General features: G+C 62.2%; 16 protein-coding genes. 5 read left to right on the top strand and 11 right to left on the bottom strand.

The features are described 5' to 3' along the window. Positions 1–65 precede the first annotated feature (65 nt). Positions 66–1802, top strand: a complete 1737-nt coding sequence (leuA, locus tag P3T24_RS04670; protein ID WP_429410901.1) for a 2-isopropylmalate synthase — start codon at positions 66–68, stop codon at positions 1800–1802. A gap of 36 nt (positions 1803–1838) precedes the next feature. On the opposite strand, the gene P3T24_RS04665 is transcribed toward leuA, so the two are convergent. The 3 genes from P3T24_RS04665 to P3T24_RS04655 form a co-directional block, all read right to left on the bottom strand. Next, the gene (locus P3T24_RS04665) at positions 1839–2828 is read right to left on the bottom strand and encodes a 2OG-Fe(II) oxygenase (protein WP_429432793.1); all 990 of its coding nucleotides are present in this window, start codon (positions 2826–2828) and stop codon (positions 1839–1841) included. A 175-nt stretch (positions 2829–3003) separates the two neighbouring features. Continuing rightward, positions 3004–3483 (bottom strand): nuclear transport factor 2 family protein, encoded by a 480-nt coding sequence (locus P3T24_RS04660; RefSeq protein ID WP_429432791.1) that lies wholly within the window; start codon positions 3481–3483, stop codon positions 3004–3006. A gap of 172 nt (positions 3484–3655) precedes the next feature. Beyond that, positions 3656–5281 (bottom strand): MFS transporter, encoded by a 1626-nt coding sequence (locus P3T24_RS04655; protein WP_429432790.1) that lies wholly within the window; start codon positions 5279–5281, stop codon positions 3656–3658. A gap of 255 nt (positions 5282–5536) precedes the next feature. On the opposite strand from P3T24_RS04655, the gene P3T24_RS04650 reads away from it, so the two are divergent. Further along, entirely contained in the window at positions 5537–6130 is a 594-nt protein-coding gene (locus P3T24_RS04650) for a hypothetical protein (RefSeq protein ID WP_429432788.1), read from the top strand. A gap of 146 nt (positions 6131–6276) precedes the next feature. Then, a complete protein-coding gene (locus P3T24_RS04645; RefSeq protein WP_429432786.1) occupies positions 6277–7632 on the top strand; it encodes a DUF2325 domain-containing protein in 1356 nt (451 codons plus the stop codon). 63 nt (positions 7633–7695) lie between these two features. Here the strand turns inward: P3T24_RS04645 and P3T24_RS04640 are convergent, their stop codons facing one another. The 3 genes from P3T24_RS04640 to P3T24_RS04630 form a co-directional block, all read right to left on the bottom strand. Then, positions 7696–8019, bottom strand: coding sequence for a winged helix-turn-helix domain-containing protein (locus P3T24_RS04640; protein ID WP_074269460.1), 324 nt, complete (start codon positions 8017–8019; stop codon positions 7696–7698). Positions 8020–8280: 261 nt separating this feature from the next. Beyond that, the gene (locus P3T24_RS04635) at positions 8281–8886 is read right to left on the bottom strand and encodes a nitrogen fixation protein NifQ (RefSeq protein WP_429432785.1); all 606 of its coding nucleotides are present in this window, start codon (positions 8884–8886) and stop codon (positions 8281–8283) included. Next, positions 8886–9380, bottom strand: a complete 495-nt coding sequence (locus tag P3T24_RS04630) for a molybdopterin-dependent oxidoreductase (RefSeq protein WP_429410889.1) — start codon at positions 9378–9380, stop codon at positions 8886–8888. The genes P3T24_RS04635 and P3T24_RS04630 overlap by 1 nt, the downstream gene beginning before the upstream one ends. A gap of 259 nt (positions 9381–9639) precedes the next feature. Between P3T24_RS04630 and P3T24_RS04625 the strand changes: the two genes are divergently transcribed. Together P3T24_RS04625 and P3T24_RS04620 are read left to right on the top strand one after the other, a co-directional pair. After that, positions 9640–10515, top strand: a complete 876-nt coding sequence (locus P3T24_RS04625; RefSeq protein WP_074268504.1) for an extracellular solute-binding protein — start codon at positions 9640–9642, stop codon at positions 10513–10515. Between the two features lie 7 nt (positions 10516–10522). Next, positions 10523–12343 carry an ATP-binding cassette domain-containing protein gene (locus tag P3T24_RS04620; protein WP_429432783.1) on the top strand — a complete coding sequence of 607 codons (1821 nt, stop codon included), beginning with the start codon at positions 10523–10525 and terminating at the stop codon, positions 12341–12343. 92 nt (positions 12344–12435) lie between these two features. Here the strand turns inward: P3T24_RS04620 and P3T24_RS04615 are convergent, their stop codons facing one another. From P3T24_RS04615 to P3T24_RS04595, 5 genes are all read right to left on the bottom strand, one after another. Further along, positions 12436–13623 (bottom strand): YncE family protein, encoded by a 1188-nt coding sequence (locus tag P3T24_RS04615; RefSeq protein ID WP_429432781.1) that lies wholly within the window; start codon positions 13621–13623, stop codon positions 12436–12438. A gap of 583 nt (positions 13624–14206) precedes the next feature. Further along, entirely contained in the window at positions 14207–14860 is a 654-nt protein-coding gene (locus P3T24_RS04610; RefSeq protein ID WP_429432779.1) for an FMN-dependent NADH-azoreductase, read from the bottom strand. Between the two features lie 14 nt (positions 14861–14874). Then, entirely contained in the window at positions 14875–15330 is a 456-nt protein-coding gene (locus P3T24_RS04605) for an N-acetyltransferase family protein (RefSeq protein WP_429432777.1), read from the bottom strand. Continuing rightward, a complete protein-coding gene (locus P3T24_RS04600; protein ID WP_429432775.1) occupies positions 15327–16055 on the bottom strand; it encodes an NAD-dependent epimerase/dehydratase family protein in 729 nt (242 codons plus the stop codon). The genes P3T24_RS04605 and P3T24_RS04600 overlap by 4 nt, the downstream gene beginning before the upstream one ends. Positions 16056–16215: 160 nt before the next feature. Beyond that, the gene (locus P3T24_RS04595) at positions 16216–16521 is read right to left on the bottom strand and encodes an SAF domain-containing protein (protein ID WP_429432773.1); all 306 of its coding nucleotides are present in this window, start codon (positions 16519–16521) and stop codon (positions 16216–16218) included. Positions 16522–17832: the final 1311 nt, after the last annotated feature.

The following is a 17832-nucleotide window of genomic DNA, read 5'->3' as shown; positions in this document are numbered from 1 at the left end:
CAACCGGCGGCCGCGCTTCGTCCCGTTCCTTTGCGTCTCCCGTTTTTCGAACCCACGAGCCCATCATGCTGAAAAATCCTGCTACGAAGTACCGCCCGTTCACCCCCGTCAACTTGCCGGATCGCACCTGGCCTTCGCGCACCATCACGCACCCGCCGATCTGGATGAGCACCGACCTGCGCGACGGCAATCAGGCGCTGTTCGAGCCGATGAACGCGCAACGCAAGATGCGCATGTTCAAGACGCTGGTGCAGATTGGCTTCAAGGAAATCGAAGTGGCGTTTCCGTCGGCGTCCGAAACCGACTTCAATTTCGTACGCGAACTGATCGAGGGCGGCCACATTCCGGATGACGTCACGATCGAAGTGTTGACCCAGGCGCGCGACGACCTGATCGAGCGCACCTTCGAATCGCTGCGCGGCGTGCCGCGTGCGATCGTGCATCTGTATAACGCCACCGCGCCGGAATTCCGCAAGATCGTGTTCGGGCTCGACCGTAACGGTGTCAAGCAACTGGCCGTGAACGCGGCGCGCACCATGAAGCGTCTCGTGGATGCCACCCCGGAGACGGCTTTCACGCTGCAGTACAGCCCGGAAACCTTCACCGCCACCGAACTCGATTTCGCCAAGGAAGTGTGCGATGCCGTGTTCGATGTCTGGCAGCCGACGCCCGAGCGCAAAGCCATCGTCAACCTGCCGGCCACGGTGGAAGTCGGCACGCCGAATTTCTACGCGGACCAGATCGAGTGGATGCACCGCAACCTGGCGCGGCGCGACTCGCTGCTGCTTTCGGTTCACCCGCACAACGATCGCGGCACCGCAGTCGCCGCGGCTGAACTGGCCGTGATGGCCGGTGCCGACCGCGTTGAAGGTTGTCTCTTCGGTAACGGTGAGCGCACCGGCAACGTCGACCTCGTGACGCTGGCGATCAATCTTTACACCCAGGGCGTCGACCCGGGACTCGATTTTTCGCACATCAACGAAGTCGCGCGCACCGCCGAGGAATGCACGCAATTGCCGGTGCATCCGCGTCATCCGTATGTCGGCGATCTGGTGTTCACCGCCTTCTCGGGATCGCACCAGGATGCGATCAAGAAAGGCTTCGCCGTGCAGAAGGATGACGCGCTGTGGGAAATGCCTTATCTGCCGATCGACCCGCGCGATCTGGGCCGCACTTACGATTCGATCATCCGGGTCAACAGCCAGTCCGGTAAAGGCGGCATTGCTTATCTGCTCGAACAGACACATGGCGTTGTGTTGCCGCGGCGTCTGCAGGTCGACTTCAGCTCGGCCGTCCAGCAACTCACCGACGATAGCGGTCAGGAAGTCACCGCACAGCAGATCTGGGAAGTGTTCCAGGATGAATACGTGCGCGGTGAGACGCCGCTGCGTTACATCGGCCATGCGCTGTCAGAAGACGGCGGGCGCGAGCGCATCAAGCTGACGGTGGAGATAGCCGGTAAGCGCACCGTGCTGGCAGGCGAAGGCAACGGCCCGCTCGACGCGTTGATGCATGCGCTGCGCACCCCTGTGCGGATCCAGCACTACGAAGAACGTGCGCTTACTCAGGGCGCGGACGCGAAGGCAATCGCGATTGCCGAAATGGCCGGTGCGCAGGTCGTGGGTAGCGCCTTCGGCGTCGGCATCGATGCGAATCTGATTACCGCTTCGATCCGCGCCGTAATCAGCGGCATCAATCGTGCGTATGCCCGGTCGGATGCTGATGCGCAAGCGCATTTCTTCGATGCAGTACTGCGCGAAGTGGCGGACGACGAGCGCAGCAAGGCGCTGCAGGCGGGGTAAAGCAACGGGGGACGGGAAAGCGGGAAAGCGAGTCCCCTAAGCGTACTCGCGCTCCCGCATCCACTTCGTCATGATCCATTTGTCGCCGCCCAACACGGGCGCGCCGCCATGCAAGGTCAGCGGATCGAGTTGCCGCAGGCCGTTCAGATAACGGAAGTACACCGCCCCGCCCTGCCTGCCGGTAACCGATAAACCTGCCTCAGGGAAAATGGTCTCGCCACCATCCGGCACGTCGTTGAGATAAACGATCAGCGTCGCCACACGCTGGCCGCCGCGTGCGGTATGCACCGCGCTGCCCGGTTGATCGGGCGGAAAATAGTCGAAATGCGGACGGTATTCGCCGCTGGTGTTGTAATGCAGAATCTGCAGTCCCTCGCCGTTCTCCACCGGCCAGTTCATCAGGCTGGAAATCCGCTGGTCGAGACGCTCGATGAGCGCGTCCTCGCCGCGTTGAAACCAGATACCCTCGCTGGTGCGATTGCGGATCACGTCTTCTTGCCCGGTGTCCGGATTGACCGTGGTCGAGCGTTTGAGACGATGCCGCGAACGCTCCATCATCTCGGTGCACTCTTCAGGCGAAAGCACGTCGGCAAAGACGACCACTTGGGGCCGCTCGCAACGCATCACCACCTTCACATCGCGATCGTACGCGCGGATCAGATTGCCGCTTGCCACGGGTAATGCGTCGTACTGGTACGTGCCTTGTACCGCTTTGACGAGGCTCGCCTCGGTGCCTGCGGTTGCCGCGATGCCGCCCGGCGTTCTTGCCTGATCAGCGGAGCCGAAGGCACTCGGGCCGTTTGCTGCGTCCGATCCGCCTGCCACGCCCACGGCGCCCGCGGCATTAGCCGTTGCGGTGACCACACCGCCAATATTTGCGGAGCTCACCGCGCGCTGCACCGCGCTGCTAGCGGAGAACTGATCGAAACCCGCCCCCATCATGGCTGCGACCATGGAATCCACGGTACAGCCACGCTTCGCATTGGTGGCCAGCCAATCTTCCCAGGCCGCATCCACGACAGGCATAAGTACTCGTCCCTTGGTATTGTTTGTTCGAGTTTATTCGGCGCGCGGGTGGGCGGCGAATTTCCGCTCACACGCAACGCTCGCTCTCAACGAGATACTGCATCAACCCGCCAATCTCACGCAAGTAGGCCAGGTGGACAGGCCTTTCGGATCAGGGTCAACGTCGTGCCCGGACTCAGCCGCGCTTGTTCCGATAAGCATCGAGGCCTTTCTTCGCCTGCGCCCGTATTGCTCCTTGCACGAAGGGCGTCCAGCCGAGCAAGGAGCCCTTGAGTCCCAATGCCTGCCGCGACCAGCGCCAAAGGTCGAAGCTGTCGCGATGCTCGACGATGCGCCCGTCCCGAAACACGAATTGCGCCTGAATCCGGTTCTCCACCTTGCGGCCAGTCTGACTGAAAAGATAACGCGCCACCCAGTGCGCACGACCGGTACGCTCGTCCGCGGTGACGGCGTCGAACGTCAGGGAAAAATCCTGGGCCCGCGCGACCAGCATGCGCCACATATCGCGCGCCTGCTCGCCGCGCAACTCGCCGAACACGGGGTCGCTGAAGACCACGTCATCGGCGTAGCATGCGCCCATCGCTTCGGCGTCCTGCTTCTGGAAAGCTTCATAGAAGCGCCCGATCAACTCGCTGTTGGTATTGGGATGACTCATCGTTGGTATTGTTCCCGTAGCAAAGCGGATGGTGCCATCGACCTTCTCCTTATGGCCGGCCTGTCTCAATGTCACGACGAACGAACCGCTGCGTTCGTGTCATATTGTGCCATTCAAACCGCCGCCGCCTCCGGCTCCGGTCCTGGGTCATTGCCCTGGGTGACACGAGCGGCTAGCTGCCAGGCTGGACGTTATGGCCTCGAACCCGCCCCGCCGCCGCGCGGCTTGCTCGACCCGCCAGCAAGTACACCGCCAGCGCGATCCCCGCCGCAACCGCAGCAGCAAGATAGAGCGATGATGCAAAACCGCTGGCAAAGCTGGCATGAGCAGCAGCCGCGAGCGGCGCGCTCATCGCCGGCGGCAGGTGTGCGCTCGCCCCAGCCGCATCACCGGCCAATACACGCGACAGAAAGCCCGCGTCGAGTGCGCTTCGGAGCGCGGGAGTCAACTCAGGCCGCGCATAAAACGCGGACTGGGTGCGCGCAGCCAGCACTGCACCGAGCACGCCGACCGACGTCACGATAGCGGTAAAGCGCGTAGTCGTACTGATACCTGATGCCATGCCGGTACGGTTCGGCGGAACGCACGCCATGATGGCCTTTTGCGTGTCGCCGTTAAGAACGCCCGCGCCGAGGCCCGTCACCACCATGCCGATCGCCACCAGGCCATAACGCGCCTCGCCTGCAACCAGAGCAGTCAGAAGATTGCCCGCGCCGATCAAAAGCAAGCCCGTGCTGAGCATCGCCATAGCCGAGAGACGCCGGGACAACACCGCGCCGACATACGGCCCCACCACCATGGCAAGCGCAAACGGCAGCATGCCCACGCCCGCCGCGATGGCCGGTAGCCCAAATGCGTTCTGCAGATAAAGCGGCAGAAAGGTCATCATGACCTGCGCGCATGCCGCATAGCCAAACATGGCGAGAACCGCGGCCACGAAGCGCGACTGACGGAACAGCGCAAGGTCCACCATCGCATGTCGACGCACGCGCTGCAGTTGAACGAAGGCCACAAACAGCAGCGCCGCCGCCGATAGTTTCACGCCGGTCGAGCCGCTCGTCCAACCCGCCGACGGTGCCGCGATCAGGGCCCAGATAGCCGCCGCCAGTCCGACGCCAAATAACAGACTGCCCGCTACATCGATAGGTCCGGCTTCGGGGTTGCGCGAGTCCTGGATCGCACGCCACGCGCACACAATCAGCACCGTGCAGACCGGCAGATTCAGCAGAAAGATCCAGCGCCAGCCGAGCCATTGCGTAATGACGCCACCCACCAGCGGCGCCACGGTCGTCGCCAGTCCCATGCAGGTGCCCCACACCGCCCAGGCACGCACGCGCTCGGGACCCTCATGAAACGTATTGGCGATCACGGCGAGCGCTGCAGTCACCAGCATCGCCGCGCCCACACCCTTCACCGCGCGGGCAATATTCAGCAGCAATGCCGACGGCGCGAGGCCGCAGCCGAGCGACGCCAGAAAGAACACGGCGAGCCCAAGCAGCAGCATGCGTTTGCGGCCGAACCGGTCGGCCAGGCCGCCCGCCGGAAGCAGACACGCCGCGAAGGCGACCATATAGGCGCTGACGACCCATTCCACATCGGCAAAGCTTGCGTGGAACGAGCGGGCAATGGACGGTAACGAGACCGCGACCACATTGGTATCGAGCACGATCAGCGCGCAGATTGCGGAGGTGGTGGCAAGCACAAAGCCCGCGTTGCGGGGGAGGCCCGCCGGCGCAGGCGGGACCGGCTCATCGGTTGTTTGAGGACGCAGCGCGTCGCGAGTCTCGGACATAGGCATAGGTGGGTCGATAGGTAAATCGATAGCTGGACTAACGCCAAACGGACCCCATCCTAGCCGTGCTGCTATTTCCTGTCATTGCCACAGACTGACAGAATAATTAATCTATTTGGTAATGCAGACGACAACTCGGTCTGCGTCACATCCACTGGATCGCCAAGGTCGCGAGGCATCTTTGCTGCTCGCGGATGGTCGAGGAACTGGATATCGCCGCGACATTCGTTATATCCTATGAAATACAGCGGTAGGTAACGAATGGTGCGCGTGCTCTGTGGTTCCCAAACTCAACACCCCTGCCAACCCGCTGCACCACAAACCGTAACCGGCAACCTGGAGCCAAGATTGGTGCGCAGTCGATCCACCCTGTCCGAATCGCCGGAACATCCCGGCCGGACCGCGAAGAGCTTTTCAACCACGATCACGGCATTGAAATCCGCCACCGATCGCGGGCGCGCCGAGTTGATCCGCGATGTCGTCGACGCCTTCAGGCGTCTCTATGGCAGCGTATTGCGCTTCGTACAGATGTTCGCCGACGGCCAGGACAGTTTTCCTGCGGCCGGCAACTCGGGCTCACACTCGTTTAGCGAGCTTCTCGCCATCCTCGGCGAGCAAGGCAAGATGAGCAATTTTGGCCGTCTCGAAGAACTCAGAGCCGCGATCGAGGAAGCCCGTTCGGCTGAGCAACTGCGCGACGCGATTTTCTCCGACGCCCAAAGCAACGACCACGCCGCGCTGCGCAAGGTCGCCGCTGCGCTCGAGCGGCTCGATGCGACCTTCGTCGGCCTGTGCGTCGAACATGTGCTGGAGCAGCACGCCCGGGCGTCTTTAGTCATGTCGTCGGAAGACTGATAGGGTGCCCTGTCAATCGGCTCGTCAGACGCCCACCGTTATATTCGATGGTATATTTCGCTAGAGAAACTGAAGGTGGCGGACTCGACATTACCCGGTGAACTTCGCCGGCGAGCCCTGACACCGGAACCGGATTCGAGGTCATCATGCAAGCTCCCCCGTTTCGCCTCGCCCGAACCGCCGACGCAAACCGTGCCGACGACGGCGCCGGCGCTCGCCTGCGCGTGGCCGACGCCTGCTGCGCGCCGCCATCACCTGGGCAGCTCGCCACCTCGAAGCGGCGCACAAAGCTGACCGAACTGGACCCGCATCTGCATTGCTCCGTGATCGGCACCTGCCTCACGACGCACGAATTGCGCAAGCTGGTACCCAAGTTCACCGATCTCGACCGTCAGCACGCGAGCGACCTCGAGATTCATCACGCCGCGGTCGAACTGGCGATTGCGGGCGGCGCAGGCAGCAAGGCGCTCCACAAGGCGCTCGACGAACGCTATGCCGGCGCGCTTCGGCGCTTCGATCAGGCGCGCGACGAAGAGGCATTGCTCGCGCTCTGGAACGAGTCGCTCAAGAACGGCGACATTCCGCCCGCCTACTGGGCGCTGATGACCCATCCGTACGCAACGATGCCGGTGCGCCAGGCGGCTTTCGGCGAACTGCACATGCTGTCGCATCTGGTTGGCGCGGCCAATCGTGCGGATATTCGCCGGCTGGTGGCGCTCGAAGAGGAAAACGCCGCGCTTCGCGACAAGGTGGAACGGCAACAGAACCGCCTGCACGAGATCAGCACGCAGCGGGACGCAACAGTCGCGCAGCTAGGCGAACAGGTTGTCAAACTAAGCGCGCAAGCACGCCCCCAACTACCCGTCGACACCGCTAGTCTCGCGGAAGAAGTGAAAGCGCTGCAGGAGAAGCTTGCCGAAGCGAACGATCGTCTCGCCCTGCACACCAGCCGCCGGGAAGCCGCGGAACAGCGCGCGCTGCAGGAACAAGGAACGGCCGAGGCGCTACGCGAGAGCCGCGATCAGGCGCTGGCGTTGCTAAAGGCGGTGCAGTCGGAATGTCACGCGCTCGAGCGGGCCACGCTCGACGCGCTCGATGAACCGGACGCGCGTCGCGCGGGACTTGCCGGCCTACATGGCAAACGCGTGGTGTACGTGGGCGGACGGCCCGGCTCGAATACGGCGCTCAAGGCGCTGGTGAGCTCCGCGGGTGGCGAACTCGTCGTGCACGACGGTGGGGTGGAAGATCGCAAGGGTCTGCTCGCCGCGGCATTGCCGGGTGCCGACCTCGTGGTGTTTCCGGTGGATTGCATCGATCACGATTCGATGAACATGCTCAAGCGCGTGTGCGAGCGTCATCAGGTGGACTACCACCCGCTGCGAACGGCGAGCGTTGCCAGTTTTATCGACCTGATTGCGCGTCTGCATACCGACCGCGGTGAGCTGCAAAGCGCGGCACCGAACTCACGCCCGCCTTCGGCGTTTTGCCTGCGGCATGGCTGAAGAGGGGTTAGCCGAAGCGTGTTAACTGGCGCCCCAACGAAGACTCCACGCCACTTAGGCAATTCAGAGTCGCATCAAGCGGATCAGATCGCCGATCTGCGTGGCGCAAGCCTGTTCGGCTTGCGCTTCGACATCGCGATAGAGGCGCACGATGCTCTCGCCGACCTCGGTGAGGACACAACCGCCGCCGCTTTGGCCGCCCTGCTCTGAAACCGTTGCGGGAGACTTCAGCGACCGGTTCAGCTCGTCGATCAGCAGCCAGGCGCGCCGGTATGACATATCGAGGCTGCGCGCCGCGGCCGAGATCGAGCCGTGTTCGCGCACCGCTTCAAGCAGTTCGACTTTGCCCGGTCCAAGTGCGACGGTCTCGCCCTTGCGAATGCGCATCCGGAAGCGAACCTCGGGCCGTGCCTTGTTGCGGACCTGGGTGTCGGCCTTGGCGCCGGCTTTGGAGTCAGCCTTGGAGGCCACGCGAGTGCCGGCCCGGCTACCCGCCCTTGTGGCGGCTTTAGCGCCGGGTTTTATACCGGTCGTTTTCGCCGGCATAGAAGGATTTTTAGCAGATTCAGCCATGCGCGAAAGCATACACGAAGCCGATTGCGAAGCGGCATCGGGATAGAGCCGCATCTGTCCAGCCAGGGGATTGCCTCAAGACGCGCGAGGAAAGCAAAACCGGTAATCCTCGCAACCGGGACAACCCGGTGCAGGACCGGGCTCCTGTCCAAGCGACAAGGCAAGTTGCTGGGCCAGAAATTTTTTCCAGCGCAGATTCTCCACATTGAGCGCGGCCAGCGACGGGAAATACCGCTTGAGCATCGCCGAGACTTCGTCGCGCCCAGTCAGTCCGAGGTCACGCCACAGATGATCGGGTCGCAAGCATGCGTGCGCGATGATCGTTGCGAGACATTGGGCATCGTCGGGCAGCACGGCTGGGCTCGCGTACTGCAGCATCAATGCGCGCATTGCGGTGACAAATTCGACATGCTCGTGGGTGTCCACTGCTAATGCGGCGACAGCGACCGCTGCGGCAACGCCGGAGAACCGGCTTAAACCGGTCAGATCGGGCGCGACCGGCGTGAACCGGAAGTGACGGCCAATGAGCCCGCTCCACTGTGCCGGAGAGAGGCCTAGCAGCGCCCACTCCCCACGCACTTCGCGGGCAGCGATCAGTTTGGCGAACAGACGGGAATCGAAAGAACGTGGGTCGATCGCCGCCTCGAGCCATTGATGCGTCCGCACAGCTTTCCAAACCATTACAACGGACGCAGCAACTGAACATCAATCCGTTTGAGCCGCTTGACGTGTCGCGGCGCCGCCATGATGTCGGCACCGGAAAACAGGATCGGTGCACCGTCTTCAGCACTCAGCGGTTCACCGTCGCATTCATACGCGATCAGCGCGCTCTCGCCCACCGGCGTGTTGAACAGTTCATGCCACGAGAAGGTCACGGCATAACCGTCCTGCGCCGCCGCGACGAACACCATCCGCTTGAAATCGCCGGGCGAGTCGTTGCGCAGACCGGCCTGCCTGATGAGCGCGGTCAGACTGACACCCCGATAGCGACCAACGCGGCGAATATAGCGGTTGGTCGTAAAGCAGCGTAGATCGAAAGGCGCGGCCAGCATGCTGTCGTAGCTTCTGAGTTGCTCTAGCGTCAACGACAACGGCTGCAGCACGTGACCGGTCAGCGCAAAAACGCTGGCAAGCGCCTGTTCCGGAAGCTCCACAGTCAGATTCATCGAGTCCATGCTTGCAGATCCTCCGCAACGAATTGGGCCGCGCAGCCAGGCAAAGATGCAGCGATTCGCCGCACGCCGCGTCAAGTGGTTGAAACACCCGAAGCGCAATATTTTCGCATATATTACGCCGCAGGCCGCCCAGCGCGGCAGTTGGCCCCACGGCATACCGGATATATTGCGCGGTCTATGCTCCGCTAGTGGGGGTTTCAATCCACGGCGCGCCGTCGCGTCGTAATATAGCGATCTTCATAACGCTACGGGAAATGGCATGATTCGCAAGCTGCTTGCATCGTTCACGGTAGTCGCCGGTCTGGCGGCCGCCACCCCCAGCTTCGCCCAGGACAACACCGTCAACGTGCTATACGCAGGTTCGCTGGTCAACCTGATGGAGCGCAGCGTCGGCCCCGCCTTCGAGAAATCCACCGGCCTGCAGTTTCGCGGCTACGCGGCGGGCTCGAACAAGATCGCCAACGAAATCAAGGGCAAGCTGCGCCGCGGTGATGTGTTTATCAGCGCGAGTCCCAAGGTCAATCAGAGCCTGATGGGCGCCGATAACGGCGACCACGTGAGCTGGTACGTCAATTTCGCCGAGTCGCCGCTGATGATCGGCTACAACCCGAAGAGCAAATTCGCCGCCGACTTCAAGACGAAGCGCTGGGACCAGGTGTTGCAGGAACCGGGTATCCGCATCGGCCGCACCGATCCGAAGCTCGATCCGAAGGGTGCGTTCACGGTCGAGATGATGACCAAGGCCGCGGATCTGTACCATCAACCGGACCTCGTCGAGAAGACGCTCGGTGCGCCGGACAATCCCGAGCAGGTATTGCCTGAGGAAACGCTCGTCGGCCGGCTGCAATCGGGCCAGCTCGACGCCGGCTTCTTCTACTCGACCGAAACGTCGGATCTGAAGATTCCCGCGTTCCAGCCGGCTCCCGAGTTGAAGGCGAAAGCAGCCTACACGCTGACCATCCTGAACGACGCGCCGAATAGCGCAGGCGCCGTGCGTTTTGTCGACTTCCTGCTGAGCGCCGAAGGCCGCGCGTTGCTGAAGCAGCATGGCGTCGATGTGATCAAGCCCGCTGTGACCGGCAATGGCCAGGCTATCCCGCCGTCGGTGCAAGCCGTGATCGACGCGGCGCAATAACGTCGCGATGAAGCGTGTCGCGGCCAAGCCGCTTGTCTGGCTGGCTGCGCTGCTGGCCGTCTATCTTTGCGCACCGTTCGTCGCCAGCGTGCCCCAGCTCGGCGCAGCCGACTGGGCCAGCGTCGACTGGCATGCCACGTGGTCGGCGGTGGCGATTTCCGCGGGGAGCGCCAGCGTCGCCGCGCTCGTGATCCTGATCGGCGGGGTGCCGCTGGGTTACTTTCTCGCCCGCTCGAACTCGCGCAAGGTGGCGGTGCTCGGTTTCATCGTGCAATTGCCGCTCGCGCTGCCGCCGCTCACGAGCGGCGTGCTGCTGCTGTTCCTGCTTGGACCGTATAGCTGGGTCGGCAGTCTGACCGGCGGCGCCTTGACCGATTCGTTTACCGGCATCGTGCTCGCGGAGACTTTCGTCGCTGCGCCGTTCCTGATCATCGCTGCCAAGTCCGCATTTGCTGCCGTCGATCCGGTCTTCGACGACGTCGCCGCGACGCTCGGCCATCACGCCGGCAGCCGCTTTTTCCGCGTCACGCTGCCAGTGGCGTGGCCTGCGATTCGCGCGGGTCTTGCGCTATCGTGGCTGCGGGCGTTCGGTGAATTCGGCGCCACCGTGATGGTGGCGTATCACCCCTATTCGTTGCCGGTCTATACCTATGTGGTATTCGGCGGCCAAGGGCTGCCGGCCATGATGCCGCTGCTCTTGCCCACCTTGACGATTGCAGTTGTATGCGCCGCGCTGTCGCTGTACAGCAGGCGGCAAAACGGCATCGATCCACGAGCGGAAAGCGGCGACGAAGCCGCCCTTCATCCCGTGACTTCAATGCCGGCTGCCGAAGCCGCTCCGCTTCAACTTGCCTTCGAACTAAAACGCCATCTCGGCACGTTCGATCTCGACATTGCATGGACACCGGTCACCCGGCGCCTTGCCGTCATCGGCCCGTCGGGTTCCGGAAAGTCTCTTGCGCTGCGATTGATAGCGGGACTCGAGCGTAACGAGCGCGGCATGGTACGCCTCGGCACGGCGGAACTGGACGCGTTGCCGCCAGAGCAGCGCCAGATTGGCTATATGCCGCAGGACTACGGTCTGTTCCCGCATATGACGGTGGCCCAACAACTGGCCTTTCCCGTCGATGCCGACGCCGCCAGCGCCCGCTACTGGCTCGAGCATCTGGGTCTTGCCGCGCTGGTTGGGCGGCTGCCGCATCAACTGTCGTTCGGTCAGCGTCAACGTGTGGCACTCGCACGGGCCTTGACGCGCCACAGCCAGTTGCTGCTGTTCGACGAGCCGTTCGCCGCGCTCGACACGCCGCGCCGCCGGCGTTTGCAACAGTCGTTGCGTGCGTTGCAGCGGGAGATTGCGGCGGTGACGGTCATCGTCACACACGATCCCGACGAGGCTGCGCTGCTTGCCGACGAAGTCCTCGTGATCGAGCAGGGACGTGTGCTACAGGCGGGCGCACTCGATGCGGTCTATGAACAGCCGGCGACGATGCGCGTGGCCGAACTGCTCGGTCTGCACAACGTGGGCGAAGGGATCATGCGCGAAGCGGGTGTGCTCGAAATTGGCGACGGCCTTGCGGTGAAAACGAACGAGCGCTCGATCGAAGCAGGCCAGCGGGTGATGTGGCGCGTGTCGTCGCACGCGCTGGTGGCAACGCCCGACGGTCCTCACATTGGCAACGTGGACGCCATCGAACTGCGCCGCGGCGAGCGCTATATCCGCGTGGAGATTGGCGGGGCGTATTTCAATATCGCTAGCGAAGACACGCGGTTGCATCAGGGTACGCAGCACCGCTTTGCGATTGCTGCGGCGGGTGTGTCGGTATGGTGATCTTCTGAGAACTCGTTTGCGACGTGATCAACAGGTGATCACGCCGCAATCATAGCGAGACAGTGTCCTGCCTTAACGTGGCTTAACCTGCCTTAGCCAGCCGCAGCCGGGCAGAACAGTTCGCCGTGCTTGGCGACATACGCTCGCGCACCACTGCGATCCGAAGCGTCGAACAGCACCACACCACCGTCCGAGACGACCGCCAGCGTCGCGCCGTCCGGTGTGTAGCGCAACGCTTCCGGATTGTTGCCCGTTGCGTAGCCGCCATTCACCTTGCCGCTATCACGCGCAATAGTCGCCACCGCGCCGTCTTGCGGAAACGACACTGCCAGCGTGCTGCCGTCCGGGCTCAGCACGAAATGATAAGCCGTCGGCGTGCCGCAAAAATGCAGCGTGTTCGCCGGCTTCAGCGTTTGCGCGTCGTATTCGACAATGCCGTCGCGTGACAGCACCAGCAGATTGCCGCTGTGCGGGTCGATTTGCAGATCAAGCGGGCTGGACGCATCGATGGTGCCGATCAGCTTGCGGTTCACCGTGCTGAATACTTCGACCGTGCCCGCCACGCCGTCGGTCGCGAACAGGCGCTTGCCGTCCGCGGACAACACCAGACCCACCGGCCGACCGAACGGCTCGTCACGCGCATCGCCGCCCTTCAGATCGAAGCGGCCGAACGGGCGGCCGTTAGCGGTCTCGAACGCCGAAACCGTATTGGAGACGACATTGAACACATACGCGCGGCGACCATCCGCGGAGAGCACGATATTCTGCGGAAAGCGCTGGGCGCGGACCGTGCGCACGATGCGGCCTTTCTCCAGATCGACGAACACCAGCGAATCGGGACGCAACGAGGTCACATAAGCACGGCGGCCATTCGCGTCCACGGCAACCCCAACCGCGCCGACGCCGCGGCAGAAGTTATCCTGGCAATCGTCCGAGGTCTTGGCGGGCGCATGGCCGTCGATGGTTTTCGCCACGTTGCGGTTAGCCAGATCGACGACCGCCAGCGTGTTGTCGCCATTGCTGGTTGCGTAAAGCCATTTACTGTCGGCGCTGATGTCGAGACCCGCCGGCACATTGCCGACCGGAATCACCGTGCCCTTCGCCAGTTCTCCGACCGACGCGGCTGCGGCCTTCGCAGCGGCCTCGCTGGCAGAATCGTTGGTGGTGCTGCAAGCCGCCAGCACGAAACACGCGGCCATCACGGCAGCCAATTGACGCAAACCTGGCAGAGCCAATTGCTCCGTGGCTTCATTATGATTAAAACGATCACGCCAACTCATCGCTACTCCTTGTTTAAAACCCGATCAAATAACCGAATCCCGCATAAGCTGTCTTCACACCTGCATTGGACAGCATTAGTCCACTCTGAGCGCACATGCCCATAAAAATATTGCCGCGAGGTCGGACTTTCAGGGATTTCTCAAACGCTGCAAGCGGCGGCCGAACTCCGGCGGATTCATACGCCAGTGGTGCCATTCACCCGCATGCGCTGCCATACCTGCATCCCACAGCCAAATCAGCCCCTGCGCGAAGGCATCCTGCCGATGCGCACCCTTGTCCAGCACGGATTTATCTAAAGCAGAAAAATAACGATTTCATACCACCCGATGAATCGTTAAATTTATGTGAATTGCATAAGCATTATGTGCCGCTCATATTCACTAATGAGCGGATTTTAAATGAGCGCGACCGGCCGTGTATAGTATTTGTTCGATTTTCGGGGGGTTTAAGCGGGGCGCCCCGCACGTTCGCCGCACGAGATTCACATGCAATTCAAATCGGCGACATAAAGCGGCAGAATTTGCAGATATCGCGTAGCGGGTGGCGTCATATTTCCCGACGCCAGCGTTGAATCGCTCCGCTTTATGTCGCGGCACTCCATGTCGTGCGCTTCCAGTCGGCAGTGGCCGCCTCAATCCACCCGGCGGCGTCCGCATCGGCCTGCGCGAGTGCTGTTTCACCGCGCGAGAGGCCGGTCAAACGCAATACCGAAACGTTTCGTAGTCCGATCGTTGCCAGCACGTAGCGCAGATAAGGGGTAAGGAAATCCACCTGACCGGTTGCAGTGGGCGGTTCCGGTACAGGTCCACCGCAAGCAATCACGATAAACACGGGCCGATCGCGTAGCAGTCCCACCTTCCCTTCGCGGGTGCTGCGAAAGCTCCGGCCAATCCGCACCACATGATCGATCCACGCCTTGAGCGCAGCGGGCACCGTGAAGTTATGCATGGGCGTGTCGATGAGCAGCGTATCGGCACACTCCAACTCAGCAATCAGCCTCTCCGAAAGTGCTAACGCCTGCGTTTGATCAGCAGTGCGTTGCATTTCAGGAGTCAGCATGGCATCGACGAACGAGCAATCCGGATATGGCAACGGCTGCGCCACCAGATCGCGCTCGACGATCTGCAGCGCCGGCGCATCCATGGTTTGCAAATGCCCGATAAACTGCCGCGCCACTCGGCGGCTATGCGATGCAAGTCCACGCGGACTCGCACTGATGTGCAACAGAACACTCATTGATACTGTTCCCCTCAAAGCGCGGTATTGAAGCGCAACGCCGTGGCGAGCAGCCCTTGACGGTAGTAGAAACGATGGCCGAGTGTATTGGTGAGCGGCGTATCCAGTACCAGCTTTGCGCAACCCAGTGCACGGCCTTCGGCCTTCAGACGATCCATCAGCAACTCGCCGTATCCCGCGCTGCGCGATGCTGCTTCCGTCACCAGATCGTCCACGTAAAAATGCGGACCGTGGACCAGATTGTCCTGCACCCGAAAACCCGCCAACGCCACCGGCTTTGCGCCTTGCCACAGTGTAAGCAGACGATAACCGGCGGCCACCTGACGCCGCCAGCGCTCGAGGAATTCTTCGCAGGATGCGAGGTGCGGCCGCAATTCAAGCATCAATGCGTAGCATGCCGCCGCGTCTTCCGGGTCATCCACGTAGCGGATTTCCAGGTTTGGGTCACGCTGCCCGGGCTCCGTTGTCATTGTCCGCCCCTCCAGTCAGCGCTCCATCCCAGCTCGCGTTTCGCCCTGTCGCAGGCGAGCGTGCCGTCGTCTTCCGCAATGTTGTAGATGCCGGTCTTCCCGCGCAACACGGCCAACTCGGCGGCGCGTGCCGCTGCGTCGATGTGGACGGGAGCGGCGCCCGCCGCCGCATCGAATCCGGTGCCAGGACCGTAAAGCCGGCCATAGCGCAGCACGACGGCTTCCAGCGGCGCCTGCAGCACCTGCCGCTCGAGGCTGGCGACGCCACGCAGCGAGACGCCGCGTGGGCCGTCGAAGTCACTGTCCAGCGGATCGTCCTCGCTGTGTGGCAACGGGCCATCCGCATAGGCGAAGCCGATACTCTGCGCGACGATGCGCCGGACGTCCGCCGCGACTGCTGCAGCGACCAGGTTGCGTGTGCCCTCATCGCGGATGCGGGCGTTGCGCTGCGACGCCTCGGCCATTCTGGCCGGGTCGAGACCGGGCGGGAGGTCGGTAAGCTGATGCATGACGACCTGGGGCCGGACGGCCTCGAGCGCGTCGCGCAACGCGGCCGCGTCGAACACATCGACAACAACCGGTTCCACCCCCAACTCGCGCAGCATGGGCGCCTTGTCCGACGAGCGCGTGGTGCCCACGACGCGCCAGCCGGCGGCGACGAACAGCGGCGCGACCCGACGCCCGATCGCCCCGGTCGCACCGGCCAGAAAGAGACAATCGGCCATAGCGGGAATCTCCCTGGATTAACGATGCGGCGAACCAGCAAAGCTGCCAGCCCACCCACAAGATGTATGAGTTCGAACATGATATAAGAGTTCTTACATCATGTGCAAGCCACAGTGGGATCCGCTATGGACGAGTGAAGAAGGTGGGAATAAGGAGAGGTTAGCGGGCAGGCTGGAGCCGCCGTTCAATCAGCGGTTCGCCCCGCTCCATGCTTTCGGCGAGGATACGGCCATCGAGTCTGTTTGGGTCGCTAAACGCGCCGACCGGGATCTTGCCCGTGGGCGAATCGACCAGTTTGATATAACGCGGCGCAAGACGCTGCCCGACGTCGATATCTACCGCGGCCACGGCGATTTTTGCTGCTGGCGCGGCTTGCGAGGGCATCCCGCGCACTACACAGAGCGCACCAAAAAGCGCGCCGGCAGCGGCAATTGCCAATGTCCCCATCCATTTTGTATTTTTCATGTCGCACTCCTTATGTTGCCGCCTGGCAGGATTGCGCTAGCCACACTCGAACAAACAGGAACACCAGGCGGAATCAGGCTGAAGCGCCGTCATCACACTGCGATGTCCGCTGAAAAAAGAAAGATGAGCAAGTATCAACGCCGGCGTCGAATCGCACCGCAATCAAACGCTCCGTTCCCCCACAGCGATCGTGTTGATCCGATCTGCCGCCCGGCAATTGCCGTCCCCGCGGAGCGTCGATGCAACCGGTCTGCACCGGCGGGGGAACACCCGCCCCCATCCGGTGACTGCCGATCAGGCTGTTGATCCGCCCGTAGTAAAACCCAGCTTATAAAGCCTTTCTATGAAGGCTTGTTTTTTCTGGTTGGCCCCATCGCGTCCTGCTACTTTTACTGCGCCGCCCCCTGTTGATCGGGGGTCGGCCATACCGCCTGTTTTTGTTGTCTTCCCTGTGCGTCTTCACGCTGCCTGCTGCTTCACCCTGCTTTATTTTTCTCGCACTGCCGGTCCTCTCTGCGCCGTGCCTGTGCTTCCCCGCGCCACCTGTTCTGCACCGTGCCGCCTGATCTTCCTGCTGCTGCGTTGCGGTCCGGCGCAGGACATATAGCGACTACCGTGCCAGAGGTTCGCAAAGCGTTGTGCCGACTGGCCTGGCGGGCGGCGCATCCAACTGGCATGGCTGCTTTGAGGAGGTCCGCGCCGAAACTGTTTCAGTGCTGCGACTCGCCAGCAACGCAAAATTTGCGGAGTGCGCGTCGCCGCATCGGTAAGCCCTGACTGCCGCGCACGGCGGTTGCGCTGCAACGCTTGGTACAGGCCATGCAGCGCTTACTGGGATCGTCACAGGCGATTCACAAAACGCGATCGGCGGCCGTTATGTGCGGTACCGCACGAAGTCCAAAGTGTCTCAATTGTGAGACAGTCGCCGGGCGGGGTAAGCTGTTAACCGAACGGTCCAATTTGCCTGAATGGAGCGTTCCAGGCACTGTCCGTTGGATGGTCCGTGACAGGCCGATCACTTCGCGTGACGCGAAGCGCCAAAGCTCCACCCATTTCGGACGACTCGCCCGCGCGAGCGCCACCTGCCTGAAAGAAGTCGTGGGAACGGCCTCTATCAAGGCGTTCACGCCTTTTCGCCGTTTAAACCAATCGGCAATACTGGCCCAGGCAAACAGACCGGTACGGGGGAGTTTCTACCGCGCAAAGGTTTGCGCGATTTGACGGGTAATCGAATTGAACAGGTGATCGGTCATAAAAGTATTTGTCCGGTCAAACATTCCGCATAACGAATTAACAATTTCTCAAGAATAG

Source organism: Paraburkholderia sp. GAS33 (assembly GCF_050436645.1).
Classification (GTDB): domain Bacteria; phylum Pseudomonadota; class Gammaproteobacteria; order Burkholderiales; family Burkholderiaceae; genus Paraburkholderia; species Paraburkholderia phenazinium_B.
Note: the sequence above shows the minus strand (reverse complement) of the source record. Positions and strands in the feature narration are given on the sequence as shown.